Below are 18,319 nucleotides of genomic sequence, written 5' to 3' on the forward strand. Positions count from 1 at the left end.
ACGACATATATTCAACTACCAAACACTATTAAAAATTATATTTATCAATATTATCCTTCGTAAATACAACTCGTTCTGGCAATACGATTATGCCGTTTCCTTCTGCCTCATAATCATACCCTTGAATAGAGTTTGGTTCTACTTTCACTGTCCCGATTCCTTTTACTTCGAAGCTATCCCCCACTTTTAACTTCTTCCCTTTTACGACAATTTCATTTGCAACATACGTTGCGAGTGCACCTTGTTGTTTTACATCCCATAATCCGAACTGTTGTACCGTTCCTCGTTTTACATAATCACGCATAACGTTTGGTGTCGAAAATCCAGTTACGACTACTTTTTTATCCATTTTTAAATTCTCTGCTGCTTGCGCCATTGCTGGAAGTGCCGTTGCATCTGGACAAATGACTGCGTTAATATCCGGATACGTTTTTAAAATGCTCTCCCCGACTGATAAAGATTTTTGTGCATTATTTTCACCATATTGCGTCGTTACAATTTCCCAGTTCGGATATTTCTTTTTAATAATCTCTTTCGCCTTCGTTACCCATTGGTTTTGATCTGTTACAGTCGGGCTTGAATAAAAAAATGCTACTTTTCCTTTATCTCCAATTTGCTTAGAAGTCATTTCAATTAATAAGTTTGCAAGTTGGTCTGGTGTACCTTGGCTAATATAAAACGAACGGTCTTTCGGATTCACATCAGAATCCCACGTTAATACGGTCATCCCTTTTTTCTTTGCGCGTTGTAATGATTGTGAGAGACCATCAACTGACGTAGATGAAACCATAATCGCATCGTAGTTTTGATTAATGAAATTGTTTATATATTTTACTTGCCCTGATACACTTGCCTCAGACGGTCCATCATACTTCACTTGTACGCCTAACTTATCTCCCATTTCTTTTGCACCTTCACCGCCCGATGTGAAGAACCCAACCCCTGTTAATTTCGGAATGAATGCAAATTTTACATCATCTGCTTTTTTCTTATCCGCTGTTTGACTAGAACAAGCGATTAAGCCGATTAAACAAATACACATAATAATAACAATCCCCAGTTTTCTCTTCATGACATTTCCCCCTTATGCAAATTCCTTCTTTTCCCCGTAGTGAATCGTTGTAATTTGAAATGTCTCATAATAACAGAAACAATAAGGATAATACCAATTACTACATTTGATTGTTCATTCGTTAAGCCGGTCATTTGCAAACCGTTCTGCATGAGTCCTATAAAAATACTCGCTAGTACTGTCCCAATAATACTCCCTTTTCCGCCTGTAATAAGTGTCCCGCCTAACACAACTGCCGTAATTACTGGCAAAATCGTTTCACTTCCAATATCAGCACGAGCTGAACCAAAATATGCAGTTAAGAAAGCTCCTCCTAATCCACCTCCTAACCCCGAAAGTACGTAAGCAATAATAACTACTTTCTTCGTTCGAATCCCGGAATATTTCGCCGTACTTTCATTTGCTCCAGTTAATTTTGCGTGGCGACCGTATGTTGTACGATGAAACAATATCGTAAATACAATCGTTAATATGACAAGGAGCCATAATAAATTAGGAATCCCTATAAAACTACCATTTGCCAGTTGCACATACGTATCCGGCAAACCACTTATCCCTTCATAACCAGCGGCTCCTGATCCTCCTGAAATAACAAGGGCGATTCCTGCATATAAAAACATCGTTCCAAGTGTTACGACAAGAGGTTCTACATCTGTCATTTTAATAATGAGGCCATTTAAACCGCCCGCTATACAACTTATTACAAGAGCAACGATAACGGCTAACAGTATAGGCGTACCATTCATCCAAAAGGCTCCGATAAGAATCGAAGTAAGCCCCATAATTGACCCTACTGATACGTCAATTCCGCCTGTTACAATGACGAATGTCATCGGAATAGCCGCGATTGAAATAATGAGGAAATCATTCATACTAAAAAGGAGATTACTAATGTTTAAAAAATCACTATTTACGAAACCAAAGAGAATGAATTCTACGAGGAGCAATAAGAGAAGAACGCCTTCCCATCTATACAAGCTACGTATTCCTTTCATAGATTCACCCTCCTTTCTTCTAGTTGCCGGAGTTTCTTCCATTTTTTTAATACACTATCTAATATGATGATGAGTAAAAGTAAAAATCCTGATATAGCACTATTCCAAAATGCAGGTATTTTTAAAAAGACGAGTGAACTGCTTATCACTTCTAAAAATAACGCACCTAGCGCGGCTCCAAATATAGAACCTGTTCCTCCTTTTAAATGAATACCGCCTAAAACAGCTGCTGCGATAACTTGTAGTTCTATCCCTGTACCTGTTTGATTTGGAACGAATCCAATATTCATGACGAATATACACCCAGCGAGCCCGGCGCTTATGCCCGATATGATGAAACCAAATATTTTCACCTGATCTACAGGTATTCCAATTAGTCTTGCGCCATCTTCATTATCACCTACCGCATAAAAATATCTTCCAATTTGAACTTTCATTAAAAAGAAATATAGTAGTAGTAATATGATAAGAACTATCCATACCGTTATCGGAATACCGAGCATCATAATAGAAGAAATTTGTTTATACTCATTAGGTATATCTTCAATCCACTTTCCGCCCGTGAATATTAACATTGCTCCTCTAATAATCCCGAGCATTCCTAATGTCATAATAATAGCTGGTACTCGAAACTTCGTAACGCCAATCCCATTTACCAGACCGATTAGTGCGCCAAGTATAATTGCCGCAAATATTGAAATAAAAGTACTGTATCCATCTGTTAACAACATCCCACAAACCGCTGCACTTAATCCCATACTAGATCCTACTGATACATCTATATTTTTCGTAAACAATACGAAAGATTGACCGATTGCCAAAATAACTAAAATAACGCTAGATTTCATTATTAAAGATAAGGAACTAAACTGAACAAAACTAGGGTTCATTACTCCAACGAAAGCTATGTATAGAAGTAATAAAATAATAATAGACGTCTCATGCATTTTAAATACACGTTTCACTCCGTTACACCTCCCTTTCCTCCATATGCAAGGTGTGTAACTTCATCTATACTCATTTCCTTCTTCTCTATATGAGAGACGAATTCTCCGTTCCTCATCACATATACACGATCCGCTAATTGAACGATTTCTTCCAGATCTGAAGAAATTAATATGATCGCAAGGCCCTCTCTCTTCAAACTTTGTATAGTTTCGTATACTTCTAGTCTTGCTTTCGCATCAATACCCCGGGTCGGTTCATCAAGAATTATCACTTTCGGATTACATGCAAGATATTTCGCTAGCACTACCTTCTGTTGGTTCCCACCTGATAAAGATATCATCTCTTCATTCATATGAGGGACAACAATTCGAAACTGGTTTATATACGAATTCGTTAAAGCGCTTTCTTTTTTGTTATTTAAAAAGAAGCTACTCGTACTGTTTAAAGATGCAGACGTTATATTTTCTTTCACAGACGCAATTGAAAAAATGCCATTCCCCGCTCGATCCTCTGGTACATACACCATACCTTCCTCTATTCGCTTCTGTATCGAATACTTTGTAATAGATTTCCCCTCTAATAAGACGGAACCTGATTTCAAAGGCATTAATCCAAATATTGATTCCGCTAGTTCAGTCCTACCGGATCCGACGATACCTGCAATCCCAACAACTTCTCCAGCGTGTACAGTAAATGATATATTTTGAAATGCATAACCGGACACATTCGTGACATCTAATATTTTTTCCGAATACTCTGTTTCCTCTTGGATGATCTCTTTCTTCTCCTCAAGTTTATATCCTTTCGGTAATAACCCCTCCATTAGCATGTCATATGTATAACTCGATACATCGCCTTGACTTACAATCATTCCGTCACGTAAAATCGCTACTTTATTCGCAATTTCAAAGATTTCTGGAAAACGATGTGTAATGTAAATCATACCAATACCTTTTTCTCTTAAACTTTTCATCAACACAAAAAGACTTTTAATTTCGTGAGTTGTTAATGTCGATGTTGGCTCATCTAAAATAAGAATCTCAGCTTCCCTTATTAATCCCCTCAATATTTCTACTAATTGTTGCTGGGCAATTGATAATGATAACCCTAGCTCATGAAGTTGAATGTTCCATCCTAAATCTTCTAGCAACTTATTAATCTTATTTCGAAGCTCTTTCTTTTTCACTTTCATTCCGATACAAATGTTCTCTTCAATTGTCATATGAGGAAAGATGAGTGGCTCTTGTGGTATTAAATAAATACCATGTTGATGTGCTTCTGCTGTGTTTGAAAACTGTTGTACTTCCCCTTTCACATACATCTTGCCTGAATCGTATGAATACAAACCTGTTAATATTTTCATTAACGTTGATTTCCCGGCACCATTTCCTCCAACTAAAGCGTATACATCTCCGCGCTCTAATTGTAAATTGACTTCTATTAATACGAGTTGATCTGAAAAAGATTTACTCATCTTTGTAACTTGTAATAAGGGCACATTCTCCACATGATGTCACCTGCCTTTATGCAGAACATTTTTTGAGAAAATGATTTTTTGTTCTACTTGTTTTGTAGCATTGTATATTCCTTTTTTCATATCTAGAACACTTTTTTCACTGGGCTAATTATCGTTTCAACTGGAATAAACAAAATAACGAACACATATGTTTAAGCATTGGTCATTTGTTGAAAGGAATGAAGAGAATGTCACAGCTGAACTTTGAAGAAAATTTGTTAACTAAAGTAGCTTGGTACTATTATAAAGATCAACTAACGCAACAGGAGATTGCTTCACTTCTTCACATTTCAAGAAATAAAGTCGTTCGGTTGTTAGATAAAGCACGTACGGAAGGTGTCGTTACATTTCACGTAAAAGGTACTGGTTTACACTGTTTAAGCATCGAACGTGACCTTATGAAAAAATTCCATCTAAAAGACGCTTTCGTTATTCCAACGCCAACTGAAGATTATACATCTTCACTCGGAAAAGCTGCTGCACAATATTTAGAAACTCATCTGCAACAAGGAGATTTACTTGGCATTGGCTGGGGAGAAACGATAAGTAAAATGCTAGAAAACATTCATTTTGAAACTTCTATGAGTCTTTCAATCGTTACTCTTACAGGCGGTGTTAACCACTATATTCCGAGGAAGCAAAACTATTTGAACTACATGCAAGGAGACCTTCACATCATTCCTACCCCTTTTCTAGCATCCACAAACGAAATGGCACAAAGTATTCTATCAGAGCCGAGTGTGAAAGATATGCTTCACGTCGCTTCACTCGCACATACAGCAGTAGTTGGCATTGGAGGTTTATCACAAGATGCCACAATTGTGAAAGAAGAAAAATTAACGCTACATGAAATGACGTATATACGTAGTCAGAACGGGGCCGGAGATATTTTAGGTCAATTTTATAATACTGACGGAAAACAATTAGAACTTCCCCATCATAACCGTCTTATCGGCACACCACTCTCTGTTCTTCAAAATATGAAACATGTCGTTGGTGTAGCTGGTGGCACTAAAAAGTTAGATGCAATTTATGGCGCCTTAAAAGGAAAATTCATTCATACATTAATTACCGATGAAGAAACTGCCCTCTCCTTATTAAGAAAGGAAGGTGACTCTTAATGTCCTCTTTATTAGCTTACGATGCTGGTACAGGAAGTATTCGAGCAGTCCTGTTTGATTTACAAGGAAATCAGCTTGCAGTTAGTCAACAAGAATGGGTTCATAAATCAGATAGTCGTTATCCCGGTTCAATGAATTTTGATGTAAAAGAAAACTGGAAGCTCGTTCAAGAATGTACGAAGGATGTTCTGCAAAAAAGTAATACGTCCCCCTCTTCTATTAAAGGTATAAGTGCAACGAGCATGCGCGAAGGATTTGTTTTATACGATAAAAACGGGCAAGAAATATGGGCTTGTGCAAATGTTGATGGTCGCGCATCAGCAGAAGTTAGTGAACTAAAACAAATTCGTTCCGAAATTGAAGAAGATTTATATAAAAAGTCAGGTCAAACATTTTCATTAGGTGCTTTACCTCGCTTGCTTTGGATAAAAAAGCATGAGCCCGATGTATACAGAAACATTCATAGCTTTACGATGTTAAACGATTGGATTTTATATAAATTGTGCGGAATCTTGCAAATTGATCCTTCCAATGGATGTACGTCCGGTATATTCGATTTACAAAATAGAGCGTGGGATAACTCGGTTGCTGAGCAATGTGGACTTACGCTAGCCTTTTCACCAAAAGTAAATGAGGCCGGCACAGTTATTGGGCATGTCACAAAACAAAGCGCTAAATTAACAGGATTATATGAAGGAACACCCGTCGTTGCTGGCGGCGGAGATGCACAAATGGCATCGCTCGGAACTGGCGTCGTGAAGCCAGAACAAACATTTATATGCGGGGGCAGTTTTTGGCAACAAGAAGTAAATATAACGAAACCAGAAACAGATCCGAATGCACTTGTTCGTATAAATTGCCACGCTATTCCTAACCTATGGCAATACGAAACAATTGCTTTCTTCCCTGGTCTTGTTATGAGATGGTTTCGAGATGCTTTTTGCCAAGAAGAAAAAGGCCTCGCTGAAAAGCTAGGTGTAGATGCTTATGATTTACTAGAAGAACAAGCGAAAGAAGTACCTGCCGGCTCACACGGCATTATCCCTACTTTTTCAAATGTAATGAATTATATTTCTTGGCGTCACGCGGCACCATCTTTTTTAAATTTAAGCTTAGATGCTGATAAGTGCGGAAAGAAAGAAATGTTTCACGCGATCGAGGAAAATGCGGCCTTCGTTACACTCGGCAACTTGAAATTAATAGAAGCTCTCACTGGTAAATTCCCTTCTGAAGTAATCTTTGCTGGCGGTGCTGCTAAAGGAAAGCTTTGGCCGCAAATTCTTTCAGACGTTCTTGGAATCCCAGTCAAAGTACCCGTTGTAAAAGAAGCAGCTGCTTTAGGTACGGCTATTGCTGCTGGAGTTGGCGCAGGTATTTATGAATCAATGGCCGAAACTGCCGAGCAATTTGTACAGTGGGAAAAAACGTTTGAGCCAAACGCTGAAAATCATGAGCGTTACAAAGAGTTCTTTGAAACATGGAAAACAGTGTATGAAAGTCAACTTTCCTTAGCCGATAAAGGTCTCACATCCCATATGTGGATGGCCCCAGGTGCACTGTAACACATTACATAAAGGAGTGATTTCTATGCTTAAAGTGAATGAAGATGATTTCACCTATCGTTTCGGTGATAACGGGCCGAAATATTTATTACAAGGGCCAAATATTGATCTCGGCCTAGTCATTATTCAGCCTGGGCAAGAGTTTCAAAATCATTTTCATACAACGTGCGAAGAAGTCTTTTATGCGTTAGAAGGCGAAATAGATTTCTATGTAAATAACGAAAGAGTTCCGATAAAACAAGGTGATGTCTTGCAAGTTCGTCCTCATGAATCTCACTATCTTATTAACCATTCTGATAAACCTTTTAAAGCTGTTTTTATTAAGTCACCACATTTACCAAATAAAGATACAGTACAAACTGAAAATCCAACATTAACGAAGGAGTGATTTCTAATGACTTGGGGATTTAAAAATCGATTAAATACAATTTTACCTGACGGCAGAGCGGTTATGTTAGCGATAGATCACGGCTATTTTTTAGGACCAATTCACGGACTAGAACAGCCGTTAGAAACCGTTAAAAATTTGCTTCCTTATACGGATTCACTCTTTTTAACGAGAGGTATACTCAGCTCCTGTATTCCTGAAGACTGCAGCACACCGATGGTTATGCGCGTTTCAGGTGGACCAACTGTAGTCGGCAAAGATTTAGCGAATGAAACAATTGTTACACCTGTGAAAGAGGCCGTAAAGCAGAACGCAATTGGCGTCGGCGTTTCTGTTTTTGTTGGATCAGACTATGAAACACAAACTGTTTCAAATCTCGCAAACGTAGTCTCTGAAGCTCACGATTATGGGCTGCCAGTACTCGGTATTACCGCCGTTGCGAAAGAACTACAAAAACGTGAAGCTCGCTTCCTAGCACTCGCTTCCCGCGTATGTGTTGAAATGGGAGCTGACATTATTAAAACGTACTACTGCGAAGGATTCGAAAAAATTACGAGTACATGCCCTGCCCCAGTCGTCATTGCCGGCGGTCCCAAACTTGATTCAATCGAAGATGCATTAAACATTACGTACAATGCGCTGCAAGAAGGTGCAATCGGCGTAGACATGGGCCGAAACATATGGCAATCCGAACACCCAACTGCAATGATTCAAGCGATTCATGGCATTGTGAAAAATGGATTGAATGTGAAAGAAGCGCTGGAATTATATGATGATGTAAAAAATTAAAGTAAAAGACAGACTATTACACTTAAATATATACAAAATCAATATTTACTATAAGGAAAAGCCCATATGTTAGATTACTGAGCAGTCTAACATATGGGCTTTCTTTTACATTTTTCATTGTTCCGAATTTGGTCAGGTCTCTACAGATCACGTACGTTCCAAACAATCTCACCGCGCTCGTCCCACGTACTGTGATGTCGCTCAAATCCTATCTTTTCTAATACCCGGAAGGACGCAACATTCCAAGCGCCTACAGTCGACCAAAGTCTGTGGCGCCCGGTAGCAATCGCAGCCTCCAGCACAGCGGATGCTGCCTCTGTCGCATAACCCTTGCGATGAGCACTGCGGAACAACTCGTATGCAATCTCCGGCTCTTCAAGCGTGGAACGACCGATAATCAAGCCACAGTATCCGATGAAATCGCCTTCGTCTCGCCTACGAATAGTGAGAAGGGAAATGCCATCTTCAGCTGCTCTCTTGCGCATCTCAATAAGATAGCTACGAACAGATTCAATGGTTGGCATGTCCACACCACGTTCACCAATTAATTTTCTCAGCCAGACTGCATCGGATTCCTCCCACATATTCAGATCGAGTCGTTCCGTTTTCAGCTGGAACACCATATCTTTAAATACAGCTGTCATAGTGGCAACCTCCTAGTTATGTCACTGTACCTCCCACCACATCAGGTAAGAAACCCAGTTGATTCACGAAAGTTTATAGCGACAGTACACAAAAAAATTTTGTTATTTTATGCATAAGCAATTCCCCTACAAAATAGACCTTTTTATCAAACTTTATATTAAATCTACAACATTTGGTTTAAGATGGTATGCCGTTTATGAAAAATCAAACTGTGCTTGAATTTGAAATTAAGTTAGATTAATAAATATAGGAGCTGTCTCATAAGTCGAATTTTTGACTAAAAGACGCTTCTTTTTTACTTTGATGTTCCATTAAAAAAGCGAATGAAATGGTAACAAGCCCCTTTCTAAACTTGATAAGAGGCTATATATACACCTTCCGACAATTACTCTTGATGAGTGCTATTGAGTTTTGAAACTTTCTTACCATCTCTATAGTCAAGGCAAGAAACTTCAATTAATAAGCCATTAAATATTGTAAAATAAAAACCATAACTACTACCTCGCATTGCATAAGGTTCCTTTTCTATTTCAATGCCCCCAGCTACTAAACGATTATACGCCTGATCAACTTCGCTTGAAGTTTCCACCAAAAAGCCAATATGAAAAGCCTCAGGATATGTAACGTCATTCTTCCCCTTGAATGCTTTTGGATCACTTAATACAAGTATAAATCCACTCTCATCACTCATCACTACAAGGGCCTTTCCCTTTTGCTCCAAAAATTGAAAATCAAAAAATGTTTCAAAGAAATGTCTAGCTTCCGATAAATCATCAACACATAGATTCAAATGATTTAACCTCATTCACTCATCTCCTTTTAAACAGGGGTTATACGAAAGTATATTGCCCCATATTCATAACACCTGAACGTTACAGGGGTTGTATTCAAGTGTTCACTTTTTAATAGTCTAATACTTTTTTCTATCGTCTAGAACGATTTTTAAAATGCAACATTTTGAATACAGTTAATGAAATTATATGACCAATTCGACACGGAATATTTATTTACCTATAAAGATTGATAATCGTAGTAATCTACTTATTCTTTATTCTACTTAATTCTTTGTGCAATTGGGTGATCATCTTTTAGTTGCAGCAGGTCCCATAAATTCCCGTATAAATCCTTAAATACTGCAACAATTCCATATGCTTGCTCTTTCGGTTCTCTCACAAATTCTATTCCTCTTGAAATCATTTCATTATAATCTCTCCAAAAATCGTCAGTATTTAAGAAAAGAAATACTCTACCACCTGATTGATTACCAATAAAGGGCTCTTGCTCAGGTTTAGATGCCCTAGCTAGTAATATTGTGGTGCCGACTGAACCTGGAGGAGATACCACTACCCACCGTTTATTTTCTTCTGGCTGATAAATATCTTCAACTAATGTGAAATTTAGTTTCTTTGTATAAAACTCTATCGCCTCATCATAGTCTTTTACTACTAATGCAATATGAACTATCGATTGAACCATTATTACCACTCCTAATCTTCTCACTGATCGGATTATATTATAGCATTTCTATTTTTAACCTGTCTGTTAATTCTTCTTACATCACATGCAAATCATTCTCTTTATTCAATGTTAATAACCATCTATCAATAAGTAGATAGATGGTTATATATTGGAAGGATTAAAATGAAACAAATGTATTTTTACAACTGCTGATAAGCCGATTTCGATGATTTCACATAATAAACTGCGTGATCGACGTTAATGATATGATCTGGTTTCGGTTTACCACGGTTCGCTCTATGTCCAGCTAAATGTTCTTCACTTGTTTCCCAGTTTTTCCATGCTTCTTCCGATTCCCAGCGAATCATAACGACTACTTCTTCGTCTCCGCGTCTTACTTTTTTTACGAGAACGCTTAAGTCGATAAAGCCTTCAAATTTTTCAATAATTCCTTCTCCAGTGAAACGTTCTACAACTATATTAGAAGTACCTTCTTTTACTGTAAATGTCTTAGTTTCGATAAACATATATCCCACTCCCTTTTTGTAATACGAATACTAGTATTCTTTTATTATAATTGATTATGATAATTATTTTCAATTATAAAGTTATTAATTTTTGGATTATGCAGACTTCTCTTCAATCGACTCATCCAAAAATTTAAAATATGGAAGCAATATCCCTATTAAAGAAGTGGCACATATTATCGAACCGATGATAAAGTATAGCGCTCTTACTCCCCACATCTCGCTCAGTATGCCCCCTAATAACACACCTAACGGCATAGCGGATCGCATGAAAAATAAACGCACTGAAAATACTTTCCCTATCATATTATTCGGGACCGTTTGTTGGCATATCGTCGTGTTATGAACATTAAAAAATGAAATACATATACCGGCAATTACTTCAATTACAATCGCTATTAGAATACTATTGTTTAAACCTAGTGAAATGTAAGTGAGACCCCCTACGAATAATCCTCCAAGCATAAGTAGTCGACGACTTCTATACTTCACTTTCCCAACTAACATGGAACCAACTACATAACCAAGCGGGAAACCTGCCATGAAGTAGCCGTACTCCGCATATCCTGCCGACAGTTCGTCTTTTATATAAGGAAGATTCGTAACCATCGTTACTCCTACTCCAAATTGAACGAATGCTAGAAATACCCCAAGCCAAACGATAACTGGTTTTGTGAAGAAGTATGTAAAGCCGTGAAGAAATTGCTCTAGCCACGTTTTTCGAAGTTCTTGCTTTACCATTTTTTCTTTTATGAAAAGTAACAATCCTCCACTAATGAATAGACAAACACAAACGAACAATATTGTTAATTTGATTCCAATGAATTTAATAACGATGCCACCTAATACCGGCGCCAAAAACATCATAAGACGAGTCATTCCATCTATATACGCATTTGCATTTTGAAGCTGCTCTTTACTTACTATGCTCGGTGTAATCGCTTGACTTGCAGGTGTATATAGCGGCGTAATGAACCCTACTATAATTTGAACAACGTAAACGTGCCATACTTCTATATTATTAGTAAAAAGCATTACTAAAGGCAGTAAGAAAACAGAGGCCCGCGTCCATTGCGAAAAAATCATAATCCACTTTCGGCTCCATTTATCAATAAATGGTCCACTTATAAGTTGCAGTATGAGAGACGGGATAAAATATAGTAACCACATACTACTTAATGCTGTTTTTGATCCTGTTAACTCATAAACTAGAATTGAATTACATAACGTCCCGAAAGCCCCACCTAATTCTGAAATGGCACTACCAATCCACATAAAAAAGAATGAACGATTTTTCAATACATTTTCCAATATAACGCACCAACTTTTCTCTTAAATTCCTCCCTTTATGTACATTCTCGTTGTATATTATCTGTTTAAAAATGCTTCTAATTCTTTTGCTAATGACTGCACTGCTTTCTTTCTCAACACATATTTTCCGTCATGAATATCTACTAACTTTGCGGAACGTAAAAGTTTCAAATGATGATGTACTGTTGATTTTCCCAGTTGTAATTTTTCCGTTATATCTTGTAGCGTACGCTCTTGTTCAAATAGTAGTTTTACTATACGCAGCCTTGCCTCGTCCCCAAGCGCTTTATGTTTATGTACTAAAAAATAGTTCGGCTCATATGGGTCTTCCGGATGTATACTTTCATTTGCGACTGGATAATGAAACACTTTCATATCTTCAATATCTGCTTCTATGTTCCACGGTCTGTAAGTAATTTGCGGGATAAGAAGTACGTGATGCACACTTGGTTCTGGCATGTATATAACTCCACCTGTAGCCCACTCTACAAACTCTTCCGGTTTCATCTTTTTATTCATTTCATTTTTTGCTTCATAATCTCGCTCTAGTATAGAAAGTAATTGCTCTTCTTCTTTCTTAATAACACTTTCATACCATCCTGTCATAACAGCGATTAAATGCCCTTTTAATAATTGCACATCCGTATTACATATAAACTCAATATACGTAGAGAAAAATTGATGCTCCTGCGTTAGTTCCGTTAATTGTTGTACCGCTGAAACTTCTCCGCTTGCTGCTAAACGTCTTTTTTCTTGATGCATGTCTCCTAAAAACGGTAAGCACACATACTTAAAATCTACTTCTGATAGCGAATTGATATTATGAATAAATTGAGATAAATCCGTAAAATCCCCATCATACAGTAACTGTAGCACCGCTTTCCACGTATTATGCTTCTCAACAAATTGTAAATGCTCTATCATTTCATGAGGTAAAGATTGTCTTATTTCTTCCCATTCACTTTGAGTCTTTTCGAGCGTGTCGATTAACCTCTTATGAGTAATTGCCGCGATACCAAGAGCGCATTCGAAAAGTATCGAATACTTCATTTGAACGTTGTACGTTTCCCTTTTTCTACTCGTTACGTGAAAGACTTCCATTTCATCCCCTCCTTATTTGCTATATGTTAAATTCTATATTCATCGAATTATACCTTCAATTTTTTTAGAATTTTAAAATCTTTTATAGCTACAATCCTTTAAATTTAAAGACTTTGATCATTCATTGAACATTAAAAAAACGCAGTTTAGTTGCAAACTGCGTTTTTGTTTATATTGCGTATGAATTTTTGAAAGTAATTAAAATTCAACAATGAATGTTCCAATGACTAGAAAATTCATTCACCGCTTATCGATTCATCTGCGCGTTGTTTAATAGCCCAATTATTTCACTCAACATTTCCTCTGTAAAAGCACCTGCGCTAAAGTTCACTAACGCTCGTAACGGCATATAGTTTAGCATAGCCTCCATCATTTCAGAGGTATCACTATCCCCTTCAGCCATACTACCAAATGGGCTGTCTTTTAATGCCTTTTCCATAAGTTCTTTTGCAAGTGGTGCTAAAATTGGGTCCGCGAATATGTCCCCTAGTAAAGTATTTCGATGTACTGATTTTCGAATTATTGTCGTTGATTGAACATATAGGCTATCATGTAAAACAATCTCTTTTGAAGACTTTCCTACTAAAATTTCAAATTCACCTGTTTCAACATGCCAGTCCTTCAATTCAACATTATAATAAGCAAATGATCTTTTATTTAAAGTAAAGCTAACCGTTTTTTCTTCTCCCGGATGCAATTCTACTTTTTCAAATCCTTTTAATTCTTTTTCAGGACGACTCATAGTGCTTTCAACATCTTTTATATAAAGCTGAACAATTTCTTTCCCTGCTGTACTACCAGTATTTTTCACGTTTACACGAACGGAAACTATCTCCGTATCCTTTATTTCTTTCTTATCTATTGTAAGATTACTATACTCAAAGTTTGTATAGCTTAACCCAAAGCCAAATGGGAATAATGGCTCAATATTTTTCGTATCATAATAACGGTATCCGACGAACACACCTTCTTTGTATTCCACTTTATCGCCTTCACCAGGGAAGTTTAAATAAGAAGGATTATCGCTTAAAACTTTCGGGAAGGTTTCTGCTAATTTTCCGCTTGGATTCGCATCACCAAATAATATATCAGCAATTGCTCCGCCTAATGCTTGCCCACCTAAATAGCCTTCAAGTATTCCTTTTACTTTACCTATCCATGGCATTTCAATTGGCGCTCCGTTACTTAAAACTACAACGATATTACTTTGCACTTCAGCAATAGCCTCAATTAATTGCACGTGATTTTCTGGCATCTGTAAATGTTTTCGATCAAAGCCTTCTGACTCATAACGATCTGGTAGGCCAACGAAAAGGACAGCTGTATCTGCTCGTTCTGCTACTTTTTTTGCCTCATTAATCATGTTTCCATCTATATCATCGCTAGCAAGATCATAACCTTGGGCAAATAGTATATTCGTTTTTTCACCTGATACAGTTTCAATTTCTTCAAGAATACTTTCAAGTTTTGTTGGATTAATATGAGAGCTTCCGCCACCTTGATAACGTGGTTGCTTTGCAAATCCTCCAATTACCGCTACCGTCCCCTCTTTTTTTAGCGGAAGGATGGAATCTTCATTTTGTAACATAACCATACTTTCACTTGCAACTTCTCTTGCAAGCTGATGATGCGCGTCCTTACTATACACAGCGTTTTCTAATTGGTTATCATATGCTTTAAAAATAATGTTAAGAAGACGCTCTACTGCTTGATCAAGCTTTTCTACAGATAACTCTCCACCGTTAACTGCAGCAACAATCTTCTTCTCACCAATTCCAAAGCTTGAAGGCATTTCTAACTCCAAGCCGTTAGCTAAACTTTCTACACGTTCATTTACTGCACCCCAATCAGAAACGACAAAGCCTTCAAAACCCCATTCATCTTTTAAAATATCATGTAACAAATAGTTATTTTCCGAAGCGTATTCACCATTTATCTTGTTGTAAGCACTCATTACTGTCCAAGGTTGTGCTTCCTTAATGACATCTTCAAAGCTAGCAAGATAGATTTCACGCAATGTTCTTTCATCAACAATTGCATCTACAGACATTCTGCGGTGCTCCTGATTATTAGCAGCGAAATGTTTTAATGACGTTCCAATTCCTTGGCTTTGTACGCCTTTAACATGGTTTGCGGCTATTTGTGATGATAAATACGGATCCTCTGAAAAATACTCAAAGTTTCTTCCGCAAAGTGGCGAACGTTTTATGTTTGCACCTGGTCCAAGGAGAACACCTACATTTTCAGCCTGACATTCTTCTCCTAATGCAACTCCTACTTGTTTTATTAATTCTTTATTCCATGTACTTGCTAATCCTACTGCTGATGGGAAACAAGTTGATGGAATACTGTTATAAATCCCTAAATGATCTGCTCCCTCTGCCTGTTTTCTAAGCCCGTGTGGCCCATCAGTTACCATAATTGAAGGAATTCCTAATCGCTCAATCCCCTTTGTATTCCAAAAGTCTAATCCAGAACATAGACTTGCCTTTTCTTCTAATGTCATTTGTGAAATGATTTTCTTAATATCTCTTTTCATAATACCCCTCCTAAAAAACAATTAAGTAAACGCTTTCTTATCACTATTATAGTTATTATTTTTTAGATATTATGGTATATTCTTTAGAATACTTGTAAAAATTTTAGTTGATTATATATATGGTTACTATGCAGAGGAAAAATGACCTGCACTCGCTTTCGCCCTTATTTTAAAATCCTTGCTTAAGATAGGATTTTATGTTGCTTTTAACTTGTACACATATTGACTGATTTTTAAAGAATAGAGGCTAAAATAATGAATTGCTCCAAACTAGAAGATTTATATTATATTTGTAAGCTAGTCTTTGACATACATAAAACACCTATCTTTTTTATTGATTACAAAGGAAGTTTGGCATTTGAAATCTCTCCAAATTTTCAGCATAACCCTTTGTATCCTTCAACACAGGAGTTACTTAATCAACTATTTAGGGAACATCCGCCCTATACTTTTCCGGTACTAGAAGAGACTTCTTTTCTTGAAAATTTCTTCTCAATTAACTTACGTTTGAACGATCAACTTAGTGGGAACATCATCGTTGGACCAGTCCTTTATTCCAGACTATCAGAAGCCTCAATTAAAGGTCTCATAAATGATCTTCATCTAAAAATAAACAAGGAGGAAATGGTTCAATATTATCAATCTCTCCCCGTTTTAAGCAATTTGAAATTTTTAAATGTAAGCATGATTCTTTATTACATGCTGTATCAACAAAAATTAGACATTGCTGATATTCTGCAAAAAAATATACTGGTAAAAAAGGCGGAATTTGAAATTGAACAGCCCGATATACATATATCAGAGCAACGTCAAAGTACATTAACTCATATCGATCCACTGGCTGAAAGGAAAATATTTGAGTGTATTAAACAGGGGAAAAAGGATGATTTAATTAAAAATCTAAGGAGACTACCTGAATCAGGAGATCTTGGGGTGTTGTCAAAAACAAGTCACTTACGAAGCCAGAAGAATTCTGCCATCGCCGCAATTACACTTGCGACGAGAGCTGCTATAGATGGTGGACTATTTCCTGAAATCGCATATACTCTCAGTGATTTATTTATTCAAAAACTTGAAGAAATAAAAAAAACTGAAGCCATTTCCCCATTTTTGGAGAATGCTTTACTTGAATTCTCAGAACGAGTTAAAAATGGGACGATGCAAAAACATTCAAAACCTATAAATGTATGTCAAAATTATATATTTACTCATCTTTACGAAGAAATCACCCTATCCCATCTAGCAGAAATAGTCGCATTGAACCCTAGTTATCTATCTTCCCTTTTCAAAAAAGAAATTGGAATTTCACTAGGCGAATATATACAGCGTGCTAAGATTGATGAGTCAAAAAGTTTAATGACCTATACGAGACATTCTATATCCGAAATTTCTACACTATTAAATTTCCATGATCAGAGCCATTTTACAAAGGTCTTTAAAAAACATACTGGTGTTTCACCTAAACAATTTAAAAATGGATGTTTTTAATGTTTATCATACTACCAAGAGCAGTCTTCCCTCGTTCGACCAATAGATTTATTTAGTTGCTTTACATTATTAATAAAAATCCCCTCGACTCATGTTGAGGGGATTTTACTAATAATGTAATATACGTTTTTTCTGTTTCCTTTAGCTCTCAATACACGAATTGTGAGCTAAAGGAAACCAAATGGTGTAATTATTTTTCTAACTTCCTCTTATATCTCCTAATGTATGAATAACTTTATTTTCGTCCAGAAAATTCAATTTATGAGTTGTTTGTCATTCCATATATAAGCCCTGAAATATATGGAATTAACCAAATGAACCACACAATTACACTTAATGTGTGAAACTTTGCAATCATTTTTATATCCTTCTTCTTCAAAACTACAGTGGCCCACACAGCATGAAATAACATAAGTAAAATTGCTGATAAACCCGTTATCCCATGAAAGCTGAATAGAGAACCTTCTGAAGCCATTTTCTCCATTAATGTAGTACCAATCGTATCGCATGCTAATCCAACCCAAAATATAAACACATGCCAAGGTTTTAGCGTCTTTTGAATTTTTTCACTCCAGACCCCAATTGAATAAAAAATAAGTGCTGCCGTAATAAATGTAATAGCTGATGCTAGCACATCAATCACCCCTTTACAAAATTTCTCTTCCTATTACAAGTTTTATATTACCTAAGGATTATGAACAGAGTATGAATGGAGCATTTTCCTTCCAAATAAATATAGGATTCTCATTCGTATTTTAAGGGGTACCCCCACACACCCATCAACTTAAGGGATATATTTATACAAAATGCGGTCTTTTCACGTAGTATTTTATTATCGTTTATAGATGTTATAAAAGTA

At 36.7% G+C, this 18,319-nt stretch carries 17 protein-coding genes; 5 read left to right on the plus strand and 12 right to left on the minus strand.

Features of this window, described 5'->3' with window-relative positions; translation table 11 throughout:
* Positions 1 to 28 precede the first annotated feature (28 nt).
* From lsrB to MR109_RS22575, 4 genes are read right to left on the minus strand one after another with little or no spacing between them, the layout of a single operon-like run.
* Positions 29 to 1,072 (minus strand): autoinducer 2 ABC transporter substrate-binding protein LsrB, encoded by a 1,044-nt coding sequence (gene lsrB, locus MR109_RS22560; RefSeq protein ID WP_242273939.1) that lies wholly within the window; start codon positions 1,070 to 1,072, stop codon positions 29 to 31.
* Entirely contained in the window at positions 1,069 to 2,067 is a 999-nt protein-coding gene (locus MR109_RS22565; protein WP_242273940.1) for an ABC transporter permease, read from the minus strand. The genes lsrB and MR109_RS22565 overlap by 4 nt, the downstream gene beginning before the upstream one ends.
* Positions 2,064 to 3,032: an ABC transporter permease subunit gene (locus tag MR109_RS22570; RefSeq protein ID WP_242273941.1), complete on the minus strand. Its 969-nt coding sequence runs from the start codon at positions 3,030 to 3,032 to the stop codon at positions 2,064 to 2,066. The genes MR109_RS22565 and MR109_RS22570 overlap by 4 nt, the downstream gene beginning before the upstream one ends.
* The gene (locus MR109_RS22575; RefSeq protein WP_242273942.1) at positions 3,029 to 4,522 is read right to left on the minus strand and encodes a sugar ABC transporter ATP-binding protein; all 1,494 of its coding nucleotides are present in this window, start codon (positions 4,520 to 4,522) and stop codon (positions 3,029 to 3,031) included. Before MR109_RS22575 ends, MR109_RS22570 begins: the two co-directional genes overlap by 4 nt.
* 197 nt (positions 4,523 to 4,719) lie before the next feature.
* Here MR109_RS22575 and MR109_RS22580 point away from each other — a divergent pair, with 197 nt between their 5' ends.
* Genes MR109_RS22580 through lsrF form a run of 4 tightly spaced genes read left to right on the plus strand, consistent with a single transcriptional unit; the run spans position 4,720 to position 8,391 of the window.
* Positions 4,720 to 5,652: a sugar-binding transcriptional regulator gene (locus tag MR109_RS22580; protein WP_242273944.1), complete on the plus strand. Its 933-nt coding sequence runs from the start codon at positions 4,720 to 4,722 to the stop codon at positions 5,650 to 5,652.
* Positions 5,652 to 7,214 carry an autoinducer-2 kinase gene (gene lsrK, locus MR109_RS22585; protein ID WP_242273945.1) on the plus strand — a complete coding sequence of 521 codons (1,563 nt, stop codon included), beginning with the start codon at positions 5,652 to 5,654 and terminating at the stop codon, positions 7,212 to 7,214. Before MR109_RS22580 ends, lsrK begins: the two co-directional genes overlap by 1 nt.
* Before the next feature lie 25 nt (positions 7,215 to 7,239).
* Positions 7,240 to 7,602 (plus strand): cupin domain-containing protein, encoded by a 363-nt coding sequence (locus MR109_RS22590; protein ID WP_048376643.1) that lies wholly within the window; start codon positions 7,240 to 7,242, stop codon positions 7,600 to 7,602.
* Between the two features lie 6 nt (positions 7,603 to 7,608).
* Complete coding sequence (gene lsrF, locus MR109_RS22595; protein ID WP_048376645.1) at positions 7,609 to 8,391, plus strand: 3-hydroxy-5-phosphonooxypentane-2,4-dione thiolase; 783 nt, start codon at positions 7,609 to 7,611, stop codon at positions 8,389 to 8,391.
* A 140-nt stretch (positions 8,392 to 8,531) separates the two neighbouring features.
* Here the strand turns inward: lsrF and MR109_RS22600 are convergent, their stop codons facing one another.
* From MR109_RS22600 to MR109_RS22630, 7 genes are all read right to left on the minus strand, one after another.
* A complete protein-coding gene (locus MR109_RS22600; protein WP_048376646.1) occupies positions 8,532 to 9,035 on the minus strand; it encodes a GNAT family N-acetyltransferase in 504 nt (167 codons plus the stop codon).
* Positions 9,036 to 9,421: 386 nt separating this feature from the next.
* Positions 9,422 to 9,841: a VOC family protein gene (locus MR109_RS22605; protein ID WP_071719217.1), complete on the minus strand. Its 420-nt coding sequence runs from the start codon at positions 9,839 to 9,841 to the stop codon at positions 9,422 to 9,424.
* A gap of 248 nt (positions 9,842 to 10,089) precedes the next feature.
* Positions 10,090 to 10,512 carry a VOC family protein gene (locus tag MR109_RS22610; RefSeq protein WP_025147924.1) on the minus strand — a complete coding sequence of 141 codons (423 nt, stop codon included), beginning with the start codon at positions 10,510 to 10,512 and terminating at the stop codon, positions 10,090 to 10,092.
* Positions 10,513 to 10,694: 182 nt separating this feature from the next.
* Positions 10,695 to 11,021: a heme-degrading monooxygenase HmoA gene (gene hmoA / locus MR109_RS22615; protein WP_242273946.1), complete on the minus strand. Its 327-nt coding sequence runs from the start codon at positions 11,019 to 11,021 to the stop codon at positions 10,695 to 10,697.
* A gap of 96 nt (positions 11,022 to 11,117) precedes the next feature.
* Complete coding sequence (locus MR109_RS22620) at positions 11,118 to 12,332, minus strand: MFS transporter (RefSeq protein ID WP_242273947.1); 1,215 nt, start codon at positions 12,330 to 12,332, stop codon at positions 11,118 to 11,120.
* A 57-nt stretch (positions 12,333 to 12,389) separates the two neighbouring features.
* Complete coding sequence (locus tag MR109_RS22625) at positions 12,390 to 13,433, minus strand: ArsR/SmtB family transcription factor (protein ID WP_242273949.1); 1,044 nt, start codon at positions 13,431 to 13,433, stop codon at positions 12,390 to 12,392.
* A 247-nt stretch (positions 13,434 to 13,680) separates the two neighbouring features.
* Positions 13,681 to 15,972: a glycoside hydrolase family 3 C-terminal domain-containing protein gene (locus MR109_RS22630; RefSeq protein ID WP_242273951.1), complete on the minus strand. Its 2,292-nt coding sequence runs from the start codon at positions 15,970 to 15,972 to the stop codon at positions 13,681 to 13,683.
* Between the two features lie 255 nt (positions 15,973 to 16,227).
* On the opposite strand from MR109_RS22630, the gene MR109_RS22635 reads away from it, so the two are divergent.
* A complete protein-coding gene (locus MR109_RS22635; RefSeq protein ID WP_242273952.1) occupies positions 16,228 to 17,460 on the plus strand; it encodes a helix-turn-helix domain-containing protein in 1,233 nt (410 codons plus the stop codon).
* 259 nt (positions 17,461 to 17,719) lie between these two features.
* On the opposite strand, the gene MR109_RS22640 is transcribed toward MR109_RS22635, so the two are convergent.
* Positions 17,720 to 18,094 (minus strand): HsmA family protein, encoded by a 375-nt coding sequence (locus MR109_RS22640; RefSeq protein WP_002172466.1) that lies wholly within the window; start codon positions 18,092 to 18,094, stop codon positions 17,720 to 17,722.
* Between the last annotated feature and the right edge of the window lie 225 nt (positions 18,095 to 18,319).

This window comes from Bacillus cereus group sp. BfR-BA-01310, from assembly GCF_022664325.1.
Classification (GTDB): domain Bacteria; phylum Bacillota; class Bacilli; order Bacillales; family Bacillaceae_G; genus Bacillus_A; species Bacillus_A paramycoides.